General features: G+C 63.7%; 20 protein-coding genes. 7 read left to right on the plus strand and 13 right to left on the minus strand.

The genetic code is table 11. From position 1 onward, the window contains the following. Nucleotides 1–5: 5 nt before the first annotated feature. The 11 genes from BMY03_RS01920 to BMY03_RS01970 all read right to left on the minus strand — a co-directional run bounded on the left by BMY03_RS01920 (nt 6) and on the right by BMY03_RS01970 (nt 8,018). Entirely contained in the window at nt 6–1,640 is a 1,635-nt protein-coding gene (locus BMY03_RS01920; protein ID WP_094010109.1) for a phage tail-collar fiber domain-containing protein, read from the minus strand. Next, nucleotides 1,633–2,241 carry a phage tail protein I gene (locus tag BMY03_RS01925; RefSeq protein ID WP_094010110.1) on the minus strand — a complete coding sequence of 203 codons (609 nt, stop codon included), beginning with the start codon at nt 2,239–2,241 and terminating at the stop codon, nt 1,633–1,635. The genes BMY03_RS01920 and BMY03_RS01925 overlap by 8 nt, the downstream gene beginning before the upstream one ends. A 1-nt stretch (nt 2,242) precedes the next feature. Further along, a complete protein-coding gene (locus BMY03_RS01930) occupies nt 2,243–3,124 on the minus strand; it encodes a baseplate assembly protein (protein WP_094010111.1) in 882 nt (293 codons plus the stop codon). Next, nucleotides 3,121–3,447 (minus strand): GPW/gp25 family protein, encoded by a 327-nt coding sequence (locus BMY03_RS01935; RefSeq protein WP_094010112.1) that lies wholly within the window; start codon nt 3,445–3,447, stop codon nt 3,121–3,123. The genes BMY03_RS01930 and BMY03_RS01935 overlap by 4 nt, the downstream gene beginning before the upstream one ends. A 176-nt stretch (nt 3,448–3,623) precedes the next feature. Then, nucleotides 3,624–4,268: a hypothetical protein gene (locus BMY03_RS01940; RefSeq protein ID WP_094010113.1), complete on the minus strand. Its 645-nt coding sequence runs from the start codon at nt 4,266–4,268 to the stop codon at nt 3,624–3,626. 19 nt (nt 4,269–4,287) lie between these two features. Then, nucleotides 4,288–4,848, minus strand: coding sequence for a phage baseplate assembly protein V (locus BMY03_RS01945; protein WP_038705573.1), 561 nt, complete (start codon nt 4,846–4,848; stop codon nt 4,288–4,290). After that, nucleotides 4,845–5,342, minus strand: coding sequence for a hypothetical protein (locus BMY03_RS01950; protein ID WP_094010114.1), 498 nt, complete (start codon nt 5,340–5,342; stop codon nt 4,845–4,847). Before BMY03_RS01950 ends, BMY03_RS01945 begins: the two co-directional genes overlap by 4 nt. Before the next feature lie 62 nt (nt 5,343–5,404). Next, nucleotides 5,405–6,235 carry a putidacin L1 family lectin-like bacteriocin gene (locus tag BMY03_RS01955; protein ID WP_052062174.1) on the minus strand — a complete coding sequence of 277 codons (831 nt, stop codon included), beginning with the start codon at nt 6,233–6,235 and terminating at the stop codon, nt 5,405–5,407. 10 nt (nt 6,236–6,245) lie between these two features. Continuing rightward, nucleotides 6,246–6,434, minus strand: coding sequence for a Com family DNA-binding transcriptional regulator (locus tag BMY03_RS01960; RefSeq protein ID WP_023631957.1), 189 nt, complete (start codon nt 6,432–6,434; stop codon nt 6,246–6,248). Between the two features lie 24 nt (nt 6,435–6,458). Next, nucleotides 6,459–6,806: a phage holin family protein gene (locus tag BMY03_RS01965; protein WP_038705571.1), complete on the minus strand. Its 348-nt coding sequence runs from the start codon at nt 6,804–6,806 to the stop codon at nt 6,459–6,461. Between the two features lie 465 nt (nt 6,807–7,271). Beyond that, nucleotides 7,272–8,018, minus strand: coding sequence for a LexA family transcriptional regulator (locus tag BMY03_RS01970; RefSeq protein ID WP_046856822.1), 747 nt, complete (start codon nt 8,016–8,018; stop codon nt 7,272–7,274). A 113-nt stretch (nt 8,019–8,131) separates the two neighbouring features. Between BMY03_RS01970 and BMY03_RS01975 the strand changes: the two genes are divergently transcribed. From BMY03_RS01975 to fdxA, 3 genes are all read left to right on the plus strand, one after another. Next, a complete protein-coding gene (locus tag BMY03_RS01975; RefSeq protein WP_094010115.1) occupies nt 8,132–8,335 on the plus strand; it encodes a hypothetical protein in 204 nt (67 codons plus the stop codon). A gap of 121 nt (nt 8,336–8,456) precedes the next feature. Then, on the plus strand, nt 8,457–11,030 hold the full coding sequence (gene mutS, locus BMY03_RS01980; protein WP_094010116.1) for a DNA mismatch repair protein MutS: 2,574 nt from the start codon (nt 8,457–8,459) through the stop codon (nt 11,028–11,030). Between the two features lie 139 nt (nt 11,031–11,169). Continuing rightward, nucleotides 11,170–11,493 carry a ferredoxin FdxA gene (fdxA, locus tag BMY03_RS01985; RefSeq protein ID WP_023629582.1) on the plus strand — a complete coding sequence of 108 codons (324 nt, stop codon included), beginning with the start codon at nt 11,170–11,172 and terminating at the stop codon, nt 11,491–11,493. A 440-nt stretch (nt 11,494–11,933) separates the two neighbouring features. Here fdxA and BMY03_RS01990 read toward each other — a convergent pair whose 3' ends face one another. Together BMY03_RS01990 and BMY03_RS01995 are read right to left on the minus strand one after the other, a co-directional pair. Beyond that, nucleotides 11,934–12,560: a Pr6Pr family membrane protein gene (locus BMY03_RS01990; protein ID WP_094010117.1), complete on the minus strand. Its 627-nt coding sequence runs from the start codon at nt 12,558–12,560 to the stop codon at nt 11,934–11,936. Next, nucleotides 12,560–12,781, minus strand: a complete 222-nt coding sequence (locus BMY03_RS01995; RefSeq protein WP_046856826.1) for a VF530 family protein — start codon at nt 12,779–12,781, stop codon at nt 12,560–12,562. Before BMY03_RS01995 ends, BMY03_RS01990 begins: the two co-directional genes overlap by 1 nt. Nucleotides 12,782–12,974: 193 nt before the next feature. On the opposite strand from BMY03_RS01995, the gene BMY03_RS02000 reads away from it, so the two are divergent. The 4 genes from BMY03_RS02000 (at nt 12,975) to lon (ending at nt 21,626) form a co-directional block, all read left to right on the plus strand. Further along, the gene (locus tag BMY03_RS02000) at nt 12,975–15,017 is read left to right on the plus strand and encodes a TonB-dependent receptor (protein ID WP_094010118.1); all 2,043 of its coding nucleotides are present in this window, start codon (nt 12,975–12,977) and stop codon (nt 15,015–15,017) included. 245 nt (nt 15,018–15,262) lie between these two features. Next, complete coding sequence (locus BMY03_RS02005; RefSeq protein ID WP_094010119.1) at nt 15,263–16,609, plus strand: carbohydrate porin; 1,347 nt, start codon at nt 15,263–15,265, stop codon at nt 16,607–16,609. Between the two features lie 31 nt (nt 16,610–16,640). After that, on the plus strand, nt 16,641–19,052 hold the full coding sequence (locus BMY03_RS02010; protein WP_094010120.1) for a glucose/quinate/shikimate family membrane-bound PQQ-dependent dehydrogenase: 2,412 nt from the start codon (nt 16,641–16,643) through the stop codon (nt 19,050–19,052). A gap of 153 nt (nt 19,053–19,205) precedes the next feature. Then, nucleotides 19,206–21,626 (plus strand): endopeptidase La, encoded by a 2,421-nt coding sequence (gene lon, locus BMY03_RS02015; RefSeq protein WP_038705567.1) that lies wholly within the window; start codon nt 19,206–19,208, stop codon nt 21,624–21,626. Nucleotides 21,627–21,678: the final 52 nt, after the last annotated feature.

A 21,678-nucleotide genomic window follows, 5' to 3' on the forward strand; every position in this document is an offset into this window, starting at 1 on the left:
CACTCTCAATATTTGATACAGGCCAGATAGGCCCGGTTGAACGGCCTGGATTCGTTGCCGCCGCTGACGCTGGTGACGAAGCTGTGGGCATGGGCCGGCGCCGTGTCGGTGTTGACTGCGTTCACGCCATCGCCCATCTCATCACCGAGCACGGCGTTACCGCCACTGGTGACCATTGCCGCAGCGATACGTTCTCTCACCAGCAGGGACACGTGCGCGTGGGCGCCTGCGGCCGAAGTGGCCCCGGAGTGGGCGTGCTCGAGGTTCTGGCTGGCCTGGTCGGTGAACAACGCCCGACCAGGGTCAACATTGCGGCCGTCCGACCAACCACGGTCGAAATAGCCACGGTCGTCAGGCAGGTTGAACGTCGTCGAGCCATCACCGGCGCCAAACTGGGTACCGATGACCGCGAACAAGCGCGCATAGGTCACGCGCGAAACCGCAGCACCGTTACGCTTCAGCCAACCCGCTGGTGGCACGCTCATCGCGAAGTGGGCGACATGGCCGGCAGTCAGGCCAGCAATGGCATTGACCTGCTCGATGGTGGCCTTCTTCGACAGCTCGTTGACCATCGTGGCAGCAAAGTTCGGATCGTTGCCGATCGCGGCCGCCAGTTCGTTGAGCTGGTCCAGCGCGGCCGGTGCCGAACCAACCAGGGCCGCAACCGCCTGCGCTACGGCATTCGAGGTTTCCGCCCGGGTGAAGACTTCGTTCTTGGTATAGGCGTCGGTGATGCCGTAATCCGCCACGGTGGTCGGATTGCCCGCCGAAACCACACGACCATACTTATCGACCTGCACGCTCCGATACGTACCCTCAGCTACACCAGTGCGGCCAAACGCCATCTCGAACGCCAGGGCCGTCACACCCAATGTGATCGTTGCATCGGTGACCAGCTGCCAACCGCTGTCGCCATTGACCGTGCCCTTCTCCACCAGCACCAGCAAGCCAGGTGTGACCTTGGCATCGGTATTGGCATCGCTGCTGCGAACCCAGGCACTTGCACCGACCTGGTACAAGCCGTTGTCCTTGGCTGCTGCCTGATTTTTCACCAGTACCCGGGCCCCAGCCAGCAGCGCGACCCCATCAATGGTCTGCAACCCATTCAAAGTGATGGGACCGGTGGTGGCAGCCTGCACCGAATACTTGAAGTCCTGCCTGGCCAGCTCCTCAGTGACCCATTCACGGGTAGCGAGGACAACCGCAGGATCGATCTTCAGCTGTACCAGGCTGGCGGTGCTGACGATCAGGTTCAGGCGTACCACCTGGGTACGGCCCGAGCCCTGGCTAAGCAGCGGTTTGTAGGTGGGTGCGCAGTTGGCCACGGCGACCATGTCGCCGTCAGCGTCGTACAACGCGACTTCGCGGATCCAACGCCCTCCTACTTCTGCGGGGATGACCTGCTCGGCGACGATCACCGAACTGTCCTTGTCGTCCACCTTGAGCTGATTCAGCGGTGCGCGACGCCATTCGTTGATCAGGCTGGTCTGGGTGGCATTAGGCGTGGGGTCGAGGCCATTGGCGTCGCCCACCCCCATCTGGGTGATTTTCCACGGAATGCCCAAGGCATCCGCGTTGGCCTGCTTTGCCGCGCCCACTTTGGTGAGGATGGCGTAGAACTGTGAATTCTGGTCAACCATGTGCAATGTCCAAGGTATCGATTGTGTGTTCCCGGCCACCGCGTCCGATCGCACCGCTGACGATGAGGTCAGGGGGCGCCGGTGGGTAGACGTCGAGTTCATCGCCGTCCTGCAACGCGCAGCCCAGGTAGAAGGCGCCACGGCTTTCGAGGCTGATCACCAGGCCGGTCAGGTGGCGGCTGACCGGTCGGGCATCGTCGATCTGCGACGACAGTTCGTTGTATGTTTCTTCGCTGATGCCGGCGTCAGTTACCCCGAGTTTCAAGGCAAATGTTCCTGGCACCCCGGCAGGCTGCGTCTGCCACCACTCCTCGACTTCGATCAGGTAGCCGAACGGCTCGACCACCCGCCTGAGAGCGCCGAGGGTGCCCTTGTGGGCGTGGACGAAGAACGCCGAGCGGATCACCGAGCGTTTGATCGACTCGCTCCAGCGGTCGTCCCAGCGATCCACCGACCAGGCCCAGGCCAGCTGGTACAACAGGTGCGCCGGGCAGGTATCCGGGTTGTAGAGGGTACGCAGGCTGACCTTGAGGTCTTCGTCTGCAGCCGCCTGCAGAGCGTATTCCAGTGGCGTATGGTTGAGCGGCAAGAGCGTATCCATGTCAGCCACCGCGCTTGAGGTCGATGCCGGTGCACCAGGCTGCTTGTGCCTTGGTGGGGCGAATATCGGTCCAGTTCACCAGTTCGACCCGGCTCACGCCCTCGATGTGCAACTGTGCGTCGACACCGGAGCGGGCTACCTCGACGCCCAATCGTCGCCGTGGGTTGACCCACAGCTCCAGGCGCCGTCGGCATTCGTCGAGTATCGTTTCGTACTCCGGGCCACTGTCAGCCATGTGCAGCACCGCCTCGACGCGATAGGGCAAGATCTCTGCACTGCGCACGTTGACCCGATCAGCAACCGGGCGGATATCGTCGTCGTTGAGGTAGTTGGCGACTTGCGCCAGCAGTGGCGGGCCGGCCATACCATTACCGTCCAGACTCAGTACCGTGACGTCTACCACCGCAGGCGACGGGCTTTCGGCGGTGGCGTCGGCGACCCGTCCCGAGGCGTTGCGGGCATGGAGGATGTAACTGTTGCGCGGGCCGGCCGTGGTCAGCCCCTCGTATACCAGTTGCACCCTTTCGCGTAGCGCGTCGTCGGACTCGAGGAGGAGCTCGGTCGGCGGGATCGTGTTCGGGTTCGCGGCCCGGATAACCAGGCGTTGCAGGCTGACATTGGCTGCCAGCTGGTCGAGGTCGCCTTCCTTGGCGTAGGCCAACAGCAAAGCCTTGGCCGCGTCGTTGACCCGCGCCCGATTGAGCAACTTGCGGTAAGCGCCAACCTCCAGCAGCTTGATCACTGGATCGCTTTCTAGTTTGGCGGTCCAGCGATTGCCCATATGGGCGCGAAAGCTGGCAAGGTCCTCCAGATACAGAGCCTCGAAGTCGAGATCTTCGAGCAGTTGAGGAACGGGCAATTTCGACAGGTCGACCTGGCTCATACAGTCACCTCCACCAGGGCGTCATCGCCTAGATAACGGCCGCTCAGGGCCAGGCTGACCTGGCCGTCGAGCACGGCTACGACCTTGACCCGCTCCAGCTTCAGGCGCGGCTCCCAACGCCCCAGGGCGCGGGCCACTTCGGCCTGCACTGCGCTCTTCCAGCCTTCGTTGACCGGCAGGTCGACGTAGCGGCGCAGCTGGCTGCCGTACTCCGGGCGCATGCGCCGGCTGCCCAGCGGCGTGGTGAGGATGTCTTCGATGGATTGACGCAGGTGGGCCACGCCCGACAGGGGCAATCCCGTGCGGCGGTCCATGCCGATCATGACGCACCGTCGGTCACGGGCATGGCCCGTGGAAAGGTAGGCATAGTGTTCTCCTTGATGAGAAGGCCAGTTGCGGCCTTGGGCTGTCCAGAAACCACACGGCCTTCACGCAACAGCTACCGGACCGCAGGATCTGGTGCGCGGGCGGCGCATTGACTGCATGCCCGCCGCGGGAGTCAGTTGGTAACCAGCAAATCCAGACTGGTAGCGTCACACGCATTGCTGACCTTCCTGTCAATCACCAGATAGAGCATCGAGGTGGTGGACACCTCGACGTCGCTTGCCTTGATGACAGCGCTGCCGCCGTTGGCCAGATTGCCCGACTGCAACACGCTGTCCCCGAGATTGAGTGACCATGTGATGCCATCGCCACAAGCGTTGTGCAGGTCGTTCACACGGCCAAGCACGTTGATCTTGCCGGCGATCGGGCTGGCCCAGCGCACGATGCTCTGGCTTTCGGCTCCCGGATGGGTCGCCACCTCACCTTGCTTGAAGACGAAACTGCCACCAGAGCCGGTGAACGTGAAACTCTTCTTGATAACACTCACGTAGGCACCCGTTGCATCGTCCCGCCAGCAGGTGACGTTGGCGCCGCTGCAGGAGTCTGCAACGAAGGTCGGCATCGGGGTGTAGTTGGCCGCGGCATTGACGGCGGTCTTGTTCTGCATGAACGACCAGGGCGAATCGGGTGCTGCATTCTGCGTCGCGATGTACATGTCCCGGGCCAGGTTCCACGACTGGGCAGTTACCGCCCAGGCAGCGGGAGCCATGACGCTACACAGCAGGGTGAGCGCGACTAGAGTGGGTTTGAATTTTTTCATGGTCTGATCAGATCCTTGTTCAGTGCTTGTGATTGGCGGTGTTGCCGGCCGTATCGATGATCCGGCCACCGCCGTTGATGTCACCGCTGACCGTCAGCGGGCCATTGATGGCGACCGTGCCGGTCAGGGTGATCGACGCAGCGTCGAGGGTGATGGCTTTGTCGCTGACCACCACGGTGCTGGCGCCGACCTTGACCGTGGCCTGGCCGCTGGGCAGCTGGATGTCATAGCGCTTGGCCTGCCAGTCGTAGATCAGCGAGCCGCCGTCGTCGAAGCGCCAGACCTCGACATGGTCGCGGTTGTCCGGCGCCGTGCCGGCATTGCCGTATAACCCCGGGACGAAGGTGCCCAGTGCCGGTTCGCCGCTGGCGCTGATCAGCACCCCCTGCTCGTCCAGGCTCGGTACTCGCCAGTGGCGGGCCTTGCCGGCAGCCTGGGCATGCCAGCGCACCCAGGCGCTGGTCCAGCCGCCGCCGTCGGACACCCGCACCCGGGCTGCGGCCAAGTCGACCGCGACCACCCGACAGGGGATCACCAGGCTGGCCAGCATGCGGTCGTGCATGGCACTGGCGTAGCTCATGCCAGATCCTCCGGTGACAGGTATTTGTCCTGGTTGCCGGGCCCGGTGTCCGGGGCAAATCCCAGCATCAGACTGCTCGCCGGCTGGTCGGGCCAAGGCCACTGGACAGTGCCCAACAGGATGGGTTGTTCCCATTGCACCCGCCAGGTGGAGCCCTCGGCTTCGGCGAAGATGTCCCGTGCGCCCTCTACGTAATCGAGCCCCCAGGATTGCTGGCGCAGCACATCGATCATCTGCGCCGCCAGCACACCGGCCTGCGTCCGTGCCTGCGCGGGGGTGCCCTGGGCGGTGACGCGGGCCTCGAAGGTCGCCATCAGCAATGAGCGACCGTCACGCAACGCCTCGTCGCCACGCATGCGCAACACGCCATGCACCAAGGCCGGCAGGGGCGGCTCGGTAATGTCGTCGCCCTCCGTGGCGACCGTGGCGAAGGCCGGCAACGCCGCCCGCAGGATGGTGGTGACGGCCGCGTACAACTGGGCCAGTTCGCTCATGCGCGTGCTCCTTGAACGATCGGTTCGGCGAAGGCCGGGCCCGCAAAGGCCCGGCACGCGACTCAGAAGTGCCAGGTCCAGATGTCGATCGGCTTCTGGTCAGGGTTGATCTTGCGGATATGGCGATAGGTCGGCTGGAAGCCGAAGCGCGCCCACACCGGTTTCTCGTCGAGAATGGCGATGCTGCCGTTGGCCTGCAGGCGCAGCACCGCGCTGGCATGGCCGCCGGTGTGCGAATGCCACAGCACCGCGTTGCCGGCACCGTAAACCACCAGGTTGCCGTCACCCTGGAACACCGCGCGCACCGCGCCCTTGCCTTGGGTACCGGCGTTCCAGGTGGCCGCGCCGTTCGGGCCATAGGCCACGAGATTACCGTCACCCTGGAACACCAACTTGCTGGCGCCCGCGCCGTACACCACGCCCTGTACCAGCTCGGAGCCAGGTGCCAGCAGCAGCGAGTCGATCGCGCCAGGCACCAGCGGGATGGCCGGCGTGCCGTTCCACAGCGCCAGCGAGTCGACCAGCACGATATTGCCGTCGTCTTGCAGCACCAGGTGGGTACGGTTCCACTGGTCTTTGCTGGTGAAGGTGCTGTTGTCAGTCAGCCACACCCGACGTCGCGAGTAGTCGTCGAGGAACGCGCCGTACTGCACGTAGAAGGCCAGCGGGGCTTTCTTGTTGCGCAGGGGAATGGTCGAGCTGAAGGGTTGCTGTTCATTGGCGACCCAGACGGTGGCGCCACCATCTTGGATCACCAAATTGCCATCGCCCTGCAGCAGCAGCTTGAAGCGCTGGTTGGGCGATAGCAGGTACTGGCCTGCCGACAGGGTCTGGTAAGCGGGCAGCACCGAAGTACCGACGCCGTTGAAAGGAATGCGGGTACGACCTGCCATGGTGTTTCTCCTACTGAATCGATTGAAGGGGAGCCGGGCTCTGCGGCCCGTCCTGATCGCTCGTCGGCACGTTGTCGAGGCCCGTGGCCTTCATGTGGTTCAAGGTCGCGCACCGCGAACACTTGATCTGGACCAGCGCCGGTCCGCCGATGCGTGCCAGCAAGCGGTTGCATTTACCGCAGCGAAACTCGTTGAACATCGCCACTCTTCCTTGTTAACGCGTTCATTCTTCATCCTGGCGCACGGTTGCAGGCTGCTCGTCCAACCCCAGCCGCCGAGCGGCCCAGCGCTCGTAAAGGCCGATGGCCACGTCGGCGCCGGCCATGGCGGTAAGGCAGCCGAAGGCGCTGGCACTCCAGATCGACATGCCACTGGCGTAGAGCAGCATGACCGTCGACACCCCGCAGACCATGCAGGCCCCGGAGCGCAGCGCCAGCCGCCTGAGCAGCCCCCAGCCGCGGGCGCCAGCCTTGTCGGCGCGCCACATCTCGCCGGAAAGACCGCCCAGCAATGCCAGGACGATCACCAGCCAGAGCGGCATTTCCAGCAACGTCTGTTGCTCGTTCGTCACTGTCCTGTCTCCTGTGTGATGCCCGCCAGCGGCATGCTGGCGGGGCGTTGTTTATCGTTTGACTCGGCATTCCAGAAAGCCCGCGTCGCAGGCTTTCCAGTAATGCGCTGTCTAACCGCCGGCCACGACTGGTGACGCCGTGCGGTTGCGCTTCAAATTGGTGACTCCGACCGCGGCCGCCTGCCCGCCGGATAACTGATCGTGGTGCTTTACGCTGCACACCCGGGCCAGTTGCCAACCCTCTGAACAGTCGAGGCCTGTTCATCGCTGCCTGTGTAACAACCGGTTGCTGACCGGCTTGAGACACAGATTATGCATGTATGCATATGCAGTCAATGCATTTTCAGAAATATTTATGCATTGGACTTTGCCGAAATGCATGAAGGCCTTACCGGATGCGGTGTGTAGGGCTTTTCTGAGGGCGAAAAAAAACCCGCCGAGGCGGGTTTTTATCGATGGTCGGTATCAACGAGCGTACATGCCCCACCAGAAGACATGCCCGAGGAGGCTGATCTGTTCTTCCTGCATTTGCTGGAAGCTGTAGTCCTCGTCAGGGTGTTCGTCGCGGTTGAAGCTGCGCAGGCGAATGCCGGTAGGCAGGCGGTACACCTGCTTCACCCGCAACTGGCCGTTGTGGTTGATGGCATAAAGGTCACCGTCGATGATGTCACCGATGGTACATTTTCCGGTGTTGACCCCGACCGTGGCGCCGTCGCGCAGCACCGGCAACATGCTGTTGCCACGCACCGTCACGCACTTGGCATGGTCAAACTGCACGCCATTGTGGCGCAGGCTGCGTTTGCCGAAACGCAAGCGAGCATTCTCGCTTTCCTCGATGACGAATCTTCCTGATCCTGCTGCCAACTCGACCTCACGAAGAAAAGGCACGGACACCTCGTCGTCCTCGACGGGTGTTTCATCGTCCCACAAGCTAATGTCGCTCAGGGCCGCATGGCCTTGAGTGAGAGGGGCCGCGTCACGGGATTCGCCCAGTTCGACACGGCCGCGCAACTGGTCGGTGCTCACGCCGAAGTACTCGGCGATCTTCGAGACATGCTTGTCCGAAGGATCGACGATCTTCTCGCTGAGAATCCGCGACAGGGTGGATTGAGGCACGCCCGTGCGCCGATGCAGCTCTGTGGGGGACAGGCCGTGGCGGGCGAGCAGTTCTCTGAGTACGGAGGCTACGTTGCGTTTTTGCATAATGCGCATAATGCATCCGTGGCAGCGCAAATGCAATGGCCAGGCAAGCGCAAAACAAAGGTTGCCCCTCTCCCCGGGCCATCGCTATCGTCGCGCTTTCTCACCATGGATCGGAAAACGGCATGGACCTTTCGCCGCGACGCCGCTGGCCCACCTGCCTGCTTGTCGGGTTGATCATTGCGTTGATGGCGGCCCTGAATATCCAGGACTGGCCGTCCCTTGAACGGCCACGACGGGTCTTTAGCCGAGGTTTCGTGATGTTCTGCGTGCTGGTGGTGATCATGGAACTGATTCTCCTCAACCAGTTCTTCGGCCAACCGGGCTGAGGTCAACGCCTGACAGCCCGCGCAGATTTGCCCCCCCCATCCAACCTGCGCCCACCGAAAAAAGCCTGTACCATTGACGGTTTCGAAATTTGCCACCAGACCACCCGCTGTAAGGCCCTGAATGTCTGATCTCTCCGCACACACCCCGATGATGCAGCAATACTGGAAGCTGAAAAACCAGCACCCGGACCAGCTGATGTTCTACCGCATGGGCGACTTCTACGAGATCTTCTACGAAGATGCAAAGAAAGCCGCAAAGCTGCTGGATATCACCCTGACCGCCCGCGGGCAGTCGGCGGGCCAGTCGATTCCCATGTGCGGGATTCCGTTCCACTCGCTCGAAGGCTACCTGGCCAAGCTGGTCAAGCTCGGCGAGTCGGTGGTGATCTGCGAGCAGATCGGCGACCCGGCTACCAGCAAGGGCCCGGTGGAGCGCCAGGTGGTGCGCATCATCACCCCGGGCACGATCAGCGACGAGGCGTTGCTCGATGAGCGTCGCGACAACCTGATTGCCGCCTTGCTCGGCGATGAGCGGCTGTTCGGCCTGGCGGTGCTGGACATCACCAGCGGCAATTTCACCGTGCAGGAGATCAAGGGCTGGGAGAACCTGCTGGCCGAGCTCGAGCGCATCAACCCGGTGGAGCTGCTGATCCCGGATGACTGGCCACAGGGCCTGCCAGCGGAGAAGCGCCGTGGCGCCCGGCGCCGCGCCCCGTGGGACTTCGACCGTGATTCGGCACGCAAGAGCCTTTGCCAGCAGTTCGCCACCCAGGACCTCAAGGGCTTTGGCTGCGACAAGCTGACCCTGGCCATTGGCGCCGCCGGCTGCCTGCTGAGCTACGCCAAGGAAACCCAGCGCACCGCACTGCCCCACCTGCGCAGCCTGCGTCACGAGCGCCTGGACGACACCGTCATCCTCGATGCCGCCAGCCGCCGCAACCTGGAGCTGGACATCAACCTGGCCGGTGGCCGCGACAACACCCTGCAATCGGTGATCGACCGCTGCCAGACCGCCATGGCCAGCCGCCTGCTGACCCGCTGGCTGAACCGTCCGCTGCGCGACCTGAAGGTGCTCAAGGCACGCCAGGACTCGATCCGCTGCCTGCTCGACGGCTACCGCTTCGAAAAGCTGCAGCCGCAGCTCAAGGAAATCGGCGACATCGAGCGGATTCTCGCGCGTATCGGCCTGCGCAACGCCCGCCCGCGTGACCTGGCACGCCTGCGCGACGCCCTTGGCGCACTGCCCGAGCTGCAGAACGCCATGGCCGAGCTGGAGGCTCCGCACCTGGCGCGCCTGGCGGCGATCACCGGCACCTACCCGGAGCTGGCCGGCCTGCTGGAGCGGGCTATCATCGACAACCCGCCGGCGGTGATCCGCGACGGTGGCGTGCTCAAGACCGGCTACGACAGCGAACTGGACGAACTGCTGTCGATCAGCGAGAACGCCGGCCAGTTCCTCATCGACCTGGAAGCCCGTGAGAAGGCCCGCACGGGCCTGGCCAACCTCAAGGTCGGCTACAACCGCGTGCATGGCTATTTCATCGAGCTGCCGACCAAGCAGGCCGAACAGGCTCCCGCCGACTATATCCGCCGGCAGACGCTCAAAGGCGCTGAACGCTTCATCACCCCCGAGCTGAAGACGTTCGAGGACAAGGCGCTGTCGGCCAAGAGCCGTGCCCTGGCTCGCGAGAAGATGCTCTACGATGCCTTGCTCGAAACGTTGATCGGGCACCTGGCGCCACTGCAGGACAGCGCCGCGGCGCTGGCCGAGCTGGATGTGCTGAGCAACCTGGGCGAACGCGCCCTGAACCTGGACCTGAACTGCCCAAGCTTCGTCGACGAGCCGTGCCTGCGCATCGAGCAGGGCCGCCACCCGGTGGTCGAGCAGGTGTTGACCACGCCGTTCGTGGCCAACGACCTGGGCCTTGACGACAGCACGCGCATGCTGATCATCACCGGCCCGAACATGGGCGGTAAGTCCACCTACATGCGCCAGACCGCGCTGATCGTGCTGCTGGCGCATATCGGCAGCTTCGTCCCGGCAGCCGCCTGCGAACTGTCGCCGGTGGACCGTATCTTCACCCGTATCGGCTCCAGCGACGACCTGGCCGGCGGGCGCTCGACCTTCATGGTCGAGATGAGCGAAACCGCCAACATCCTGCACAACGCCACCGACCGCAGCCTGGTGCTGATGGACGAAGTCGGCCGCGGCACCAGTACCTTCGATGGCCTGTCGCTGGCCTGGGCCGCCGCCGAACGCCTGGCCCAACTGCGCGCCTACACATTGTTCGCCACCCACTACTTCGAACTGACCGTGCTGCCGGACAGCGAGCCGCTGGTGGCCAACGTGCACTTGAATGCTACCGAGCACAATGAACGCATCGTGTTCCTGCACCATGTGCTGCCGGGCCCCGCAAGCCAGAGCTACGGCCTGGCCGTGGCGCAACTGGCGGGCGTGCCGGCGGCGGTGATCCAGCGGGCCCGCGAGCACCTGGGCCGGCTGGAGACCACCAGCCTGCCCCATGAAGCGCCAGTTACAACGCCGCGGGACAATATGCCCCACGTGCCCCACCAGAGCGACTTGTTCGCCAGCCTGCCACACCCGGCCATCGAGAAGCTGGGCAAGCTGGACCTGGATGACATGACGCCGCGCCAAGCTATCGAAATGCTATATCAACTGAAAAACCTGTTATAACGGCCCACCGCGCAAGCTGGTAGAATCCGGCGCGGTTTGCGAAGGCTGCAGGTTATTAGCCTGGTCTGCAGCCAGCACCGTGAACCGCGCTGCCCTGGAAGGAAGGGCAAGCTGCCGTCGCCTGAGGAGAGAATTAGAAATGACCTTCGTCGTCACCGACAACTGCATCAAATGCAAGTACACCGACTGCGTGGAAGTCTGTCCGGTGGACTGCTTCTACGAAGGCCCGAACTTCCTGGTGATTCACCCGGATGAATGCATCGACTGTGCGCTGTGCGAGCCTGAGTGCCCGGCCCAGGCGATTTTCTCGGAAGACGAAGTGCCGTCCGGCATGGAGAACTTCATCGAGCTGAACGCCGAGCTGGCCGAGATCTGGCCGAACATCACCGAAAAGAAAGACGCCCTGGCGGACGCCGAAGAGTGGGATGGCAAGCCTGGCAAGATCGCTGATCTTGAGCGCTGACAGCGCCCAGGTACGAAAAAGGCCCGCGAGGGCCTTTTTTCATTTTCAGCAGGCAAAAAAAGGGGCGGTTTGACCCGCCCACATTTTTTCCGTAGTCCCTGTATGTCCCAATCATCATCCTGATGAATCGCGTCCCGCGATGTCCTTGGCCATCATCCTTGATAGCCTGTGTCAGTCCGTAGACACAGTTCGAATACTAGCGATTCCCCGCCTTGCTACAAGCAGCGAATATCTCAGGATGATTCAGGCGAAACATCTTCTGATATTTATAAAAATTATATATTTCATGCACTTAGAAAAAGTATGCCATTAGAAACGACATTGATTTACTGATCCCTACAGCGATCACTTACATGATGAGTAAGCGAATGCTTACACGCGATACTACGAGGGTGGCGAAATAAACACTTTTGCTGAGGGTGTCATGGACTCCTCCCTCCTCAATGCCGCCCTCGCCAACGGTCAAGCCCCAGCAGTACCAGCCCGATGGCCCAGAACCCTGCCAGCACCCCCACCGCATTCGTCAGCACCTGCCCATAGCCAAGCCGCGCCACGTCGACGAACGGATAGGGATAGACGCCGATCTCATGCCCGCGCAGCAGCACGAAGGCAAAATACAGCATCGGATACAGCGCCCAGGCTGCCAGATGCCAGAGCCGCAGCCGCCCCTTAGGTACCTCGAACCACCAGTACAGGATGAACAGCAGCGGCATCACGTCGTGCAGCAACTCGTCCGCCAGCCACTGCCAGCCCTGGGGTTGCCATAGGTGTCGCAGCAATAGGCTATACGCCAGCGCCACCAGCACGATACTGGCCGCAACGCACGAGCTGATCGCCGGGGAAAGAAACCAGCGCCTGGCCGCCGAATCACGACCAAACGCGGCATGGCTCAGCACCGTGGCCACCAGCGTATTGCTGAGCACGGTGAAATAGCAGAACAGGTTGACCATCCCGCCGATCAGGCTGGCCTGTTCCTGCCAACGTGCCAGCAGTACCAGGTACAGCTGGATCGCCAATCCCGCCCAGCCAAGAACGGCCGCCAGGGCAAGCCAAGGCCGGCGCGGCATCAGCCTTTGCGCTGCAGCTTCACGTAAAGCTGCTCGACCTTCTCCCGGGCCCAGGGGGTCTTGCGCAGGAAGGTCAGGCTCGACTTGATCGTCGGGTCGCTTTTGAAGCAGCGGATATCGATGCGTTCGGCCAGGCCCTGCCACTGATAGTGCGCCACCAGCTCGGTGAGGATCTGTTCGAGGGTCTTGCCGTGCAGCGCGTTATGGTTGGCCGTGCTCATGCAGTGCTCCAGGTTCGGGAAGGTGCGCACCTTACACGAGTGTAGCGAGCGGGTGGGATCGAGGTTGCTTGGCCCGCCACAGCCCGGCTGAAGACGATGCAAAAACCACTGGCAAGCACGGAAAGCCTTGTGCTGAAATAGTTATGTTATATTGTAACAACACAAAGAATCTGCCAAGGAACGCCACATCCCCATGCGTCACATGCCGCTGCACCTCTCCCCCCTTGCCGTCGCGCTCTGGCTGGCCTCGACTTCCAGCCAGGCGGTGGAACTGCAACCCCAGGTAATTACCGCCAACCCATTGGGCAACGCCCAGCTGGCCGCCCCCACCACCGTCCTTGAAGGCGATAACCTGCTGCAGCAGCAACAGGGCAGCCTCGGCGAGACCCTCAACAAACAGCCTGGTGTTGCCTCCACCTGGTTCGGCCCCGGCGCCAGCCGCCCGGTGATCCGCGGCCTGGACGGTGACCGCATTCGCATCCTGCGCAACGGCGTCGGCGCCCTGGATGCCTCGTCGCTGTCCTACGACCACGCCGTGCCGCTGGACCCGGTGACCGTCGAGCGGGTCGAGATCGTCCGCGGCCCGGCCGCCCTGCTCTATGGCGGCAACGCCATTGGCGGGGTGGTCAACACCTTCGACAACCGCATCCCCGACGCGCCCATCGACGGCATCCATGGCGCCGGCGAGCTGCGCTACGGCGGTGCCGACACCACACGCAGCAGTGCCGGCAAACTGGAGGCCGGCAACGGCACCTTCGCCCTGCACCTGGATGCCAACAGTCGCCAGTTCAACGACCTGCGCATCCCCGGCTATGCCCGCAGCTCGAAGGTGCGCGACGCCGACGAGCCCGGTAGCAAGCACCGCCTGAAGAACAGCGACGGACGCCAGGACGGCGGTGCGATAGGCGGTTCCTATCATTGGGATCACGGCTATACCGGCCTGTCCTACAGCCGCTATGACAGCAACTACGGCTCGGTAGCCGAGCCCGGCGTGCGCCTGGACATGCAGCAGGACCACTACGGCTTCGCCTCGGAGCTGCGCGATCTCGACGGACCATTCAGCTCGGTGAAGGTCGATGCCGGCTACACCGACTACCAGCACCGTGAAATCGAAAGCGGTGAAGTGCACACTACCTTCAAGAACAAGGGCTACGAAGCACGCATCGAAGCCCGCCACCAGCCGCTGGGCCCGGTCGAGGGCGTGATCGGTGCACAGGTCAGCCGCAACGAGTTCTCCGCACTGGGCGAGGAAGCCTTTGTCCCGCACACCGATACCGACAGCCTGGCGCTGTTCCTGCTCGAGCAATGGCAGGCCACCGAGCGCCTGAACCTGAGCCTGGGCGCGCGCATGGAACATACCCGGGTCGATCCGGATGCCAAGGGCAACGAAACATTTGCAGGAGCCGATAGCGCCAGCAGCTTCAATGCCTTCAGTCTGTCATCGGGCGCGGTGTACCAGCTCGACCCGGTCTGGTCGCTGGCCGCCAACCTCGGCTATACCGAGCGCGCGCCGACCTTCTACGAGCTGTATGCCAACGGCGCCCATGTGGCGACCGGCGCCTACGAGATCGGTGACCCGAACCTGAACAAGGAAAAAGCCATCTCCGGCGACCTGGCCCTGCGCTTCGACAACGGCACCCACAAGGGCAGCGTCGGTGTGTTCTACAGCCATTTTCGCAACTACATCGGCCTGATCGGCACCGGCAACCTGCGTGAAGGGCATGATCACGACCATGGCGACGATCATGACCATGATCACGATCACGGTGATATCCCCGAGTATGCCTACCAGGGTGTGCGCGCACGCTTCTACGGTATCGAGGCCCAGGACCGCTGGAAGTTGCTGGAGAATCGCTACGGCAGCTTCGCCCTGGAACTGTCCGGCGACTACACCCGGGCCAAGAACCTCGACAGCGGCGAGCCGCTGCCACGTATCGCACCACTGCGCCTGAACAGCGGCCTAGTCTGGGAACTGGATCGCTGGCAGGCTCGGGTCGATGTGCAGCATGCCGCGTCGCAACGGCGCAAACCGGCCAACGAAACCGGCACCGACGGCTACACCACCCTCGGCGCAAGCGTGGGGTATCGCTTCGACATCGGCCAGAGTGAATGGCTGGCGTTCGTGCGCGGCGAGAACCTCACCGACCAGACCGTGCGCTATGCCAGCTCGATCCTGCGCGATATCGCGCCGGCGCCGGGGCGTAGTGTGCAGGTTGGCTTGCGCACCTCGTTCTGACCTTATCGCAGGGTAAGCCCTCTCCCACTGTGGGGTGGGCTACCCGGCGAGGGCCGATGGACTGTTACCCCATCAGCAACAATCCCCTGCGACATTTTGTCTTTTTTTCTTACAACTTCCCCTATATCCTCCCCGCCGCAAGCTGAATCGCTTCACTCGATACCCATCGCAGCCATTTCCCTTCGAAGACCTCGCACTTCGTTGCGCTTGCCGTTTCCTCAACAATCAAAAGATAGCGCTATCTCATGCTCCAGCTGTCCAATACCCGCTACTCCGGCCTCGCCCTCGCCACCCTGCTCGGTGCCCTTTCCCCTACCACCAGTGCTGGCGAAATGTTCGCCAAGGACTCGAAGTGGATGCTCGGCGACTGGGGCGGTACCCGCAGTGAACTGCTGGAAAAGGGCTACGACTTCACCCTTGGCTACACCGGCGAGATGGGCAGCAATCTGCACGGCGGCTACAGTCACGACCGCGCCGCACGCTACAGTGACCAGTTCACCTTCGGCGTGAACATGGACCTGCAGAAGATCCTCGGCTGGCACGACACCGAGGTGCAGCTGACCGTCACCGAACGTCACGGCAACAACATCAGCAACGACCGCATCAACGACCCGCGCGTCGGCGGCTTCACCTCGGCCCAGGAAGTCTGGGGCCGTGGCCAGACCTGGCGTCTGACCCAGATGTGGATCAAGCAGAAGTACTTCGATGGCGCGCTGGACGTGAAATTCGGCCGCTTCGGCGAGGGCGAGGACTTCAACAGCTTCCCCTGCGACTTCCAGAACTTGGCGTTCTGCGGCTCGCAGGTGGGCAACTGGGTGGGCGGCATCTGGTACAACTGGCCGGTCAGCCAGTGGGCCCTGCGCGTGCGCTACAACCTCGATGACGCGCTCTACGCCCAGGTCGGGGTGTTCGAGCAGAACCCCTCGAACCTCGAGAGCGGCAACGGTTTCAAGCTCAGCGGCAGTGGCACCCAGGGCGCGGTGATGCCGATCGAACTGGTCTGGAGTCCGCGGGTCAATGGCCTGAAAGGGGAATATCGCGTCGGCTACTACTACAGTAATGCCAAGGCACAGGATGTACTCAAGGACAGCAACGGTACGCCCGCCGCCATCAGCGGCGCCGCCTATCGCAGCAGCTCGAGCAAGCACGGCCTGTGGCTCGGCGCCCAGCAGCAGGTGACCGCGCTGGCCTCCGACCAGTCCCGCGGCCTGAGCCTGTTCGCCAACGCCACGGTGCACGACAAGAAGACCAATGCCATCGACAACTATGTGCAGGCAGGTGTGGTTTACAAAGGGCCGTTCGATGCCCGCGCCAAGGACGACATCGGTTTCGCCCTGGCCCGCGTGCACGTCAACCCCGGCTATCGCAAGAACGCCCGCCTCAGCAACCAGGCCAACGGCCTGGACGACTACGACAATCCCGGCTTCCTGCCCGTGCAGGACACCGAGTACAGCGCTGAACTCTATTACGGCATCCACCTGGCCGACTGGCTCACCGTACGCCCGAACCTGCAGTACATCCGCCATCCGGGCGGGGTGTCGCGGGTCGACGACGCGTTGATCGGCGGCCTGAAGATCCAGAGCAGTTTCTAACCCGACCCTTTCACACTACGGAGAACAGACGATGAGCACTGACGGTGCCAAGAATGGAACCCGCTGGCTACCGCGCCTGATGGGCGTGCTGCTGCTACTGATGGGCCTGGCCCTGCTGGCCGGCGGCATCAAGCTGAGCCAGCTGGGCGGCTCGCTTTACTACCTGATTGCCGGTATCGGCTTCGCCCTGTCCGGCATCCTGCTGCTGGCCAAGCGGCGCATCGCCCTGGGCCTGTATGGCCTGGTACTGCTGGGCAGCACCGCCTGGGCTCTGCTGGAAGTGGGCCTGGACTGGTGGCAGCTGGTGCCGCGCCTGGCCATCTGGTTCGCCATCGGCGTGGTCCTGCTGCTGCCGTGGGCGCGCCGCCCGCTGGTCGGCCCTGCGTCCAAGGTCAACACCGCCCTGCTCAGCGTCGCCGTGGTCGCCTCCGGCGCCACTGCCGTGGCCAGCCAGTTCACTCACCCGGGCGAAATCCGTGGCGAGTTCACCCGCGACAACAGCGAGATGGGCAGCGCCGCCCCGGCCATGCCCGACGGTGAATGGCAGGCCTACGGCCGCACCGAGCACGGCGACCGCTACTCGCCGCTGCGCCAGATCACCCCGCAGAACGCCTACCGCCTGGAAGAGGCCTGGCGTATCCGCACCGGCGACCTGCCGACCGAGAACGACCCGGTGGAGCTGACCAACCAGAACACGCCGCTGAAGGTCAACGGCATGCTCTACGCCTGCACCGCCCACAGCCGCCTGCTGGCGCTGGACCCGGACACCGGCGCCGAGATCTGGCGCTTTGATCCGCAGGTCAAGAGCCCCACCGGCACTTTCAAGGGCTTCGCCCACATGACCTGCCGCGGCGTCTCGTACTATGACGAGAACAACTACGTCAGCCGTGATGGCAGCCCCGCGCCGAAGATCACCGACGCAGGCCAGGCCGTGGCCCAGGCCTGCCCGCGCCGCCTCTACCTGCCCACCGCCGACGCCCGCCTGATCGCCATCAACGCCGACAATGGCAAGGTCTGCGAAGGCTTCGCCAACCAGGGCGTGATCGACCTGACCCGTGGCATCGGCCCGTTCACCGCCGGTGGTTACTACTCCACTTCCCCGGCCGCGATCACCCGCAGCCTGGTGATCATCGGTGGCCACGTCACCGACAATGAGTCGACCAACGAGCCGTCCGGCGTGATCCGCGCCTACGACGTGCACGACGGCCACCTGGTGTGGAACTGGGACAGCAACAACCCCGACGACACCAAGCCCCTGGCCGACGGCAAGTTCTACAGCCGCAACTCGGCCAACATGTGGTCGATCGCCAGCGTCGACGAAGACCTCGGCATGATCTACCTGCCGCTGGGCAACCAGACCCCTGACCAGTGGGGCGCCGACCGCACCCCGGGCGCCGAGAAGTACAGCGCCGGCATCGTCGCCCTGGACCTGGCCACCGGCAAGGCGCGCTGGAACTACCAGTTCACCCACCACGACCTGTGGGACATGGACGTCGGCAGCCAGCCCACCCTGGTGCACCTGAAGACCGACGACGGCGTCAAGCCGGCGGTCATCGTGCCGACCAAGCAAGGCAGCCTGTACGTGCTCGACCGCCGCGACGGCACGCCGATCGTGCCGATCCGCGAGATCCCGGTACCCCAAGGCGCGGTCAAGGGCGACCATACCGCGCCGACCCAGGCCCGTTCCGACCTCAACCTGCTCGGCCCTGACCTGACCGAACAGGCCATGTGGGGCGCCACGCCGTTCGACCAGATGCTCTGCCGCATCCAGTTCCGCAGCCTGCGCTACGAAGGCCAGTACACCCCGCCGTCCGAGCAGGGCAGCCTGGTCTACCCAGGCAACGTCGGCGTGTTCAACTGGGGCAGCGTCTCGGTCGACCCGGTGCGCCAGATCCTCTTCACCTCGCCGAACTACATGGCTTTCGTGTCGAAGATGGTCCCACGCGAGCAGGTCGCCGAAGGCAGCAAGCGCGAAAGCGAGACCAGCGGCGTGCAGCCGAACACAGGTGCGCCGTACGCCGTGACCATGCACCCGTTCATGTCGCCACTGGGCATTCCGTGCCAGGCGCCGGCCTGGGGCTACGTGGCAGCCATCGACCTGTTCACCAACAAAGTGGTGTGGAAACACAAGAACGGCACCACCCGTGACAGCACCCCGGTGCCGATCGGCATGCCGGTGGGCGTGCCAAGCATGGGTGGCTCGATCGTCACTGCCGGCGGCGTCGGCTTCCTCAGCGGCACCCTGGACCAGTACCTGCGCGCCTACGACGTGAAGAACGGCCAGGAGCTGTGGAAGGCTCGCCTGCCGGCCGGCGGCCAGGCCACGCCGATGAGCTACACCGGCAAGGATGGCAAGCAGTACGTGCTGGTAACCGCCGGCGGCCATGGCTCGCTCGGTACGAAAATGGGCGACTACATCATCGCTTACAAATTGGCTGAGTAAGCGTCACGCCTGTCGCGGGGCAAGCCCGCTCCCATCGAGGGAGCGGGCTTGCCCCGCTATTGTTTCCCCCGCAGTTCTCCCCCCTTCGTCTACCATTGAAACCTGCCAACCACCGCCCCATCTAAGCACCATAGCCATTCACGCAGGTGCCCCATGAGCGACCAGCAGGATTTCCCGGAACACCCCGACGAACACAGCGAAGTCGAACATCTCGATCCCTCGACCGCACCCGGTCACCATCTCGCCCTGCCCGGCCAGCAGCTGCCGGACAAGGTCTACGTGATCCCGATCCACAACCGCCCGTTCTTCCCCGCGCAAGTGCTGCCGGTGATCGTCAATGAAGAACCTTGGGCCGAAACCCTCGACTTGGTCGCCAAGACCCCGCACCACTCCCTGGCGCTGTTCTTCATGGACACCCCGCCGGAAGACCACCGCCACTTCGACACCAAGGCCCTGCCCGAATACGGCACCCTGGTGAAGGTGCACCACGCCAGCCGCGAAGGCGGCAAGCTGCAGTTCGTCGCCCAGGGCCTGACCCGCGTGCGCATCCGCACCTGGCTCAAGCACCACCGCCCGCCCTACCTGGTGGAGGTCGACTACCCACGCCAGCCGGCGGAGCCCACCGACGAGGTGAAAGCCTACGGCATGGCCCTGATCAACGCGATCAAGGAGCTGCTGCCGCTCAACCCGCTGTACAGCGAAGAGCTAAAGAACTACCTCAACCGCTTCAGCCCCAACGATCCGTCACCACTGACCGACTTCGCCGCCGCCCTCACTTCGGCCACTGGCAACCAGCTGCAGGAAGTGCTCGATTGCGTGCCCATGCTCAAGCGCATGGAAAAGGTCCTGCCGATGCTGCGCAAGGAGGTCGAGGTCGCCCGCCTGCAGAACGAGATCTCCGCCGAGGTAAACCGCCAGATCGGCGAGCACCAACGCGAATTCTTCCTCAAGGAACAGCTCAAGGTCATCCAGCAGGAGCTGGGCCTGACCAAGGACGACCGCAGCGCCGACGTGGAGCAGTTCCAGCAGCGCCTGGCGGGCAAGACCCTGCCCGAGCAGGCGAAAAAACGTATCGACGAAGAGATGGGCAAGCTGGCGATCCTCGAGACCGGCTCGCCGGAGTATGCCGTCACCCGCAACTACCTGGAGTGGGCCACCGCCCTGCCCTGGGGTGTGTACGGCAAGGACAAGCTCGACCTCAAGCACGCGCGCAAGGTACTCGACCGCCACCACGCCGGGCTCGACGACATCAAGGAACGCATCCTCGAGTTCCTCGCCGTCGGCGCCTGGAAGGGTGAGATCAGCGGCTCCATCGTGCTGCTGGTGGGCCCGCCCGGGGTGGGCAAGACCAGCATCGGCAAGTCCATCGCCGAATCCCTGGGCCGGCCGTTCTACCGGTTCAGCGTCGGCGGCATGCGCGACGAGGCCGAGATCAAGGGCCACCGCCGCACCTACATCGGCGCCCAGCCGGGCAAGCTGGTGCAGGCGCTGAAGGAGGTCGAGGTGATGAACCCGGTGATCATGCTCGACGAGATCGACAAGATGGGCCAGAGCTACCAGGGCGACCCAGCCTCGGCGCTGCTGGAAACCCTCGACCCGGAACAGAACGTCGACTTCCTCGACCACTACCTGGACCTGCGCCTGGACCTGTCCAAGGTGCTGTTCGTCTGCACCGCCAACACCCTGGACTCGATCCCCGGCCCCTTGCTCGATCGCATGGAAGTGATCCGCCTGTCCGGCTATATCACCGAAGAAAAGCTGGCCATCGCCAAGCGCCACCTGTGGCCCAAGCAGCTGGACAAGGCCGGCGTGGCCAAGACCAGCCTGAGCATCAACGACGCCGCGCTGCGTGCGGTGATCGAGGGCTATGCCCGCGAAGCCGGGGTGCGTCAGCTGGAGAAACAGCTGGGCAAGCTGGTGCGCAAGTCGGTGGTCAAACTGCTGGAAGACCCGGACGCCAAGCTCAAGATCGCCGCCAAGGACCTCGAGCCCGCCCTGGGCATGCCGGTGTTCCGCAGCGAGCAGGTGCTGGCCGGTAAGGGTGTTATCACCGGTCTTGCCTGGACCAGCATGGGCGGCGCCACCCTGCCGATCGAGGCCACGCATATCCACAGCCTCAACCGCGGCCTCAAGCTCACCGGGCAGTTGGGTGACGTGATGAAGGAATCGGCAGAGATCGCCTACAGCTATATCAGTTCGAACCTCAAGCAGTTCGGTGGCACCCCCGGCTACTTCAACGAGGCGTTCATCCACCTGCACGTGCCCGAGGGCGCCACGCCCAAGGACGGCCCCAGCGCCGGTGTGACCATGGCCAGCGCCCTGCTGTCGCTGGCCCGCGACCAGGCGCCGAAGAAAGGCGTGGCCATGACCGGCGAGCTGACCCTGACCGGCCAGGTGCTGCCGATCGGCGGGGTGCGCGAGAAAGTGATCGCCGCGCGGCGCCAGAAGATCTTCGAGCTGATCCTGCCGGAGGCCAACCGTGGCGATTTCGAAGAATTGCCTGACTACCTGAAGGAAGGGCTGAGCGTGCACTTTGCCAAGCGCTTTGCCGACGTGGCGAAAGTATTGTTCTAAAGAGGACGGGGCCGCGTTGCGGCCCTATCGCCGGCAAGCCGGCTCCCACAAA

The sequence above is a fragment of the Pseudomonas soli genome (assembly GCF_900110655.1).
GTDB lineage: Bacteria > Pseudomonadota > Gammaproteobacteria > Pseudomonadales > Pseudomonadaceae > Aquipseudomonas > Aquipseudomonas soli.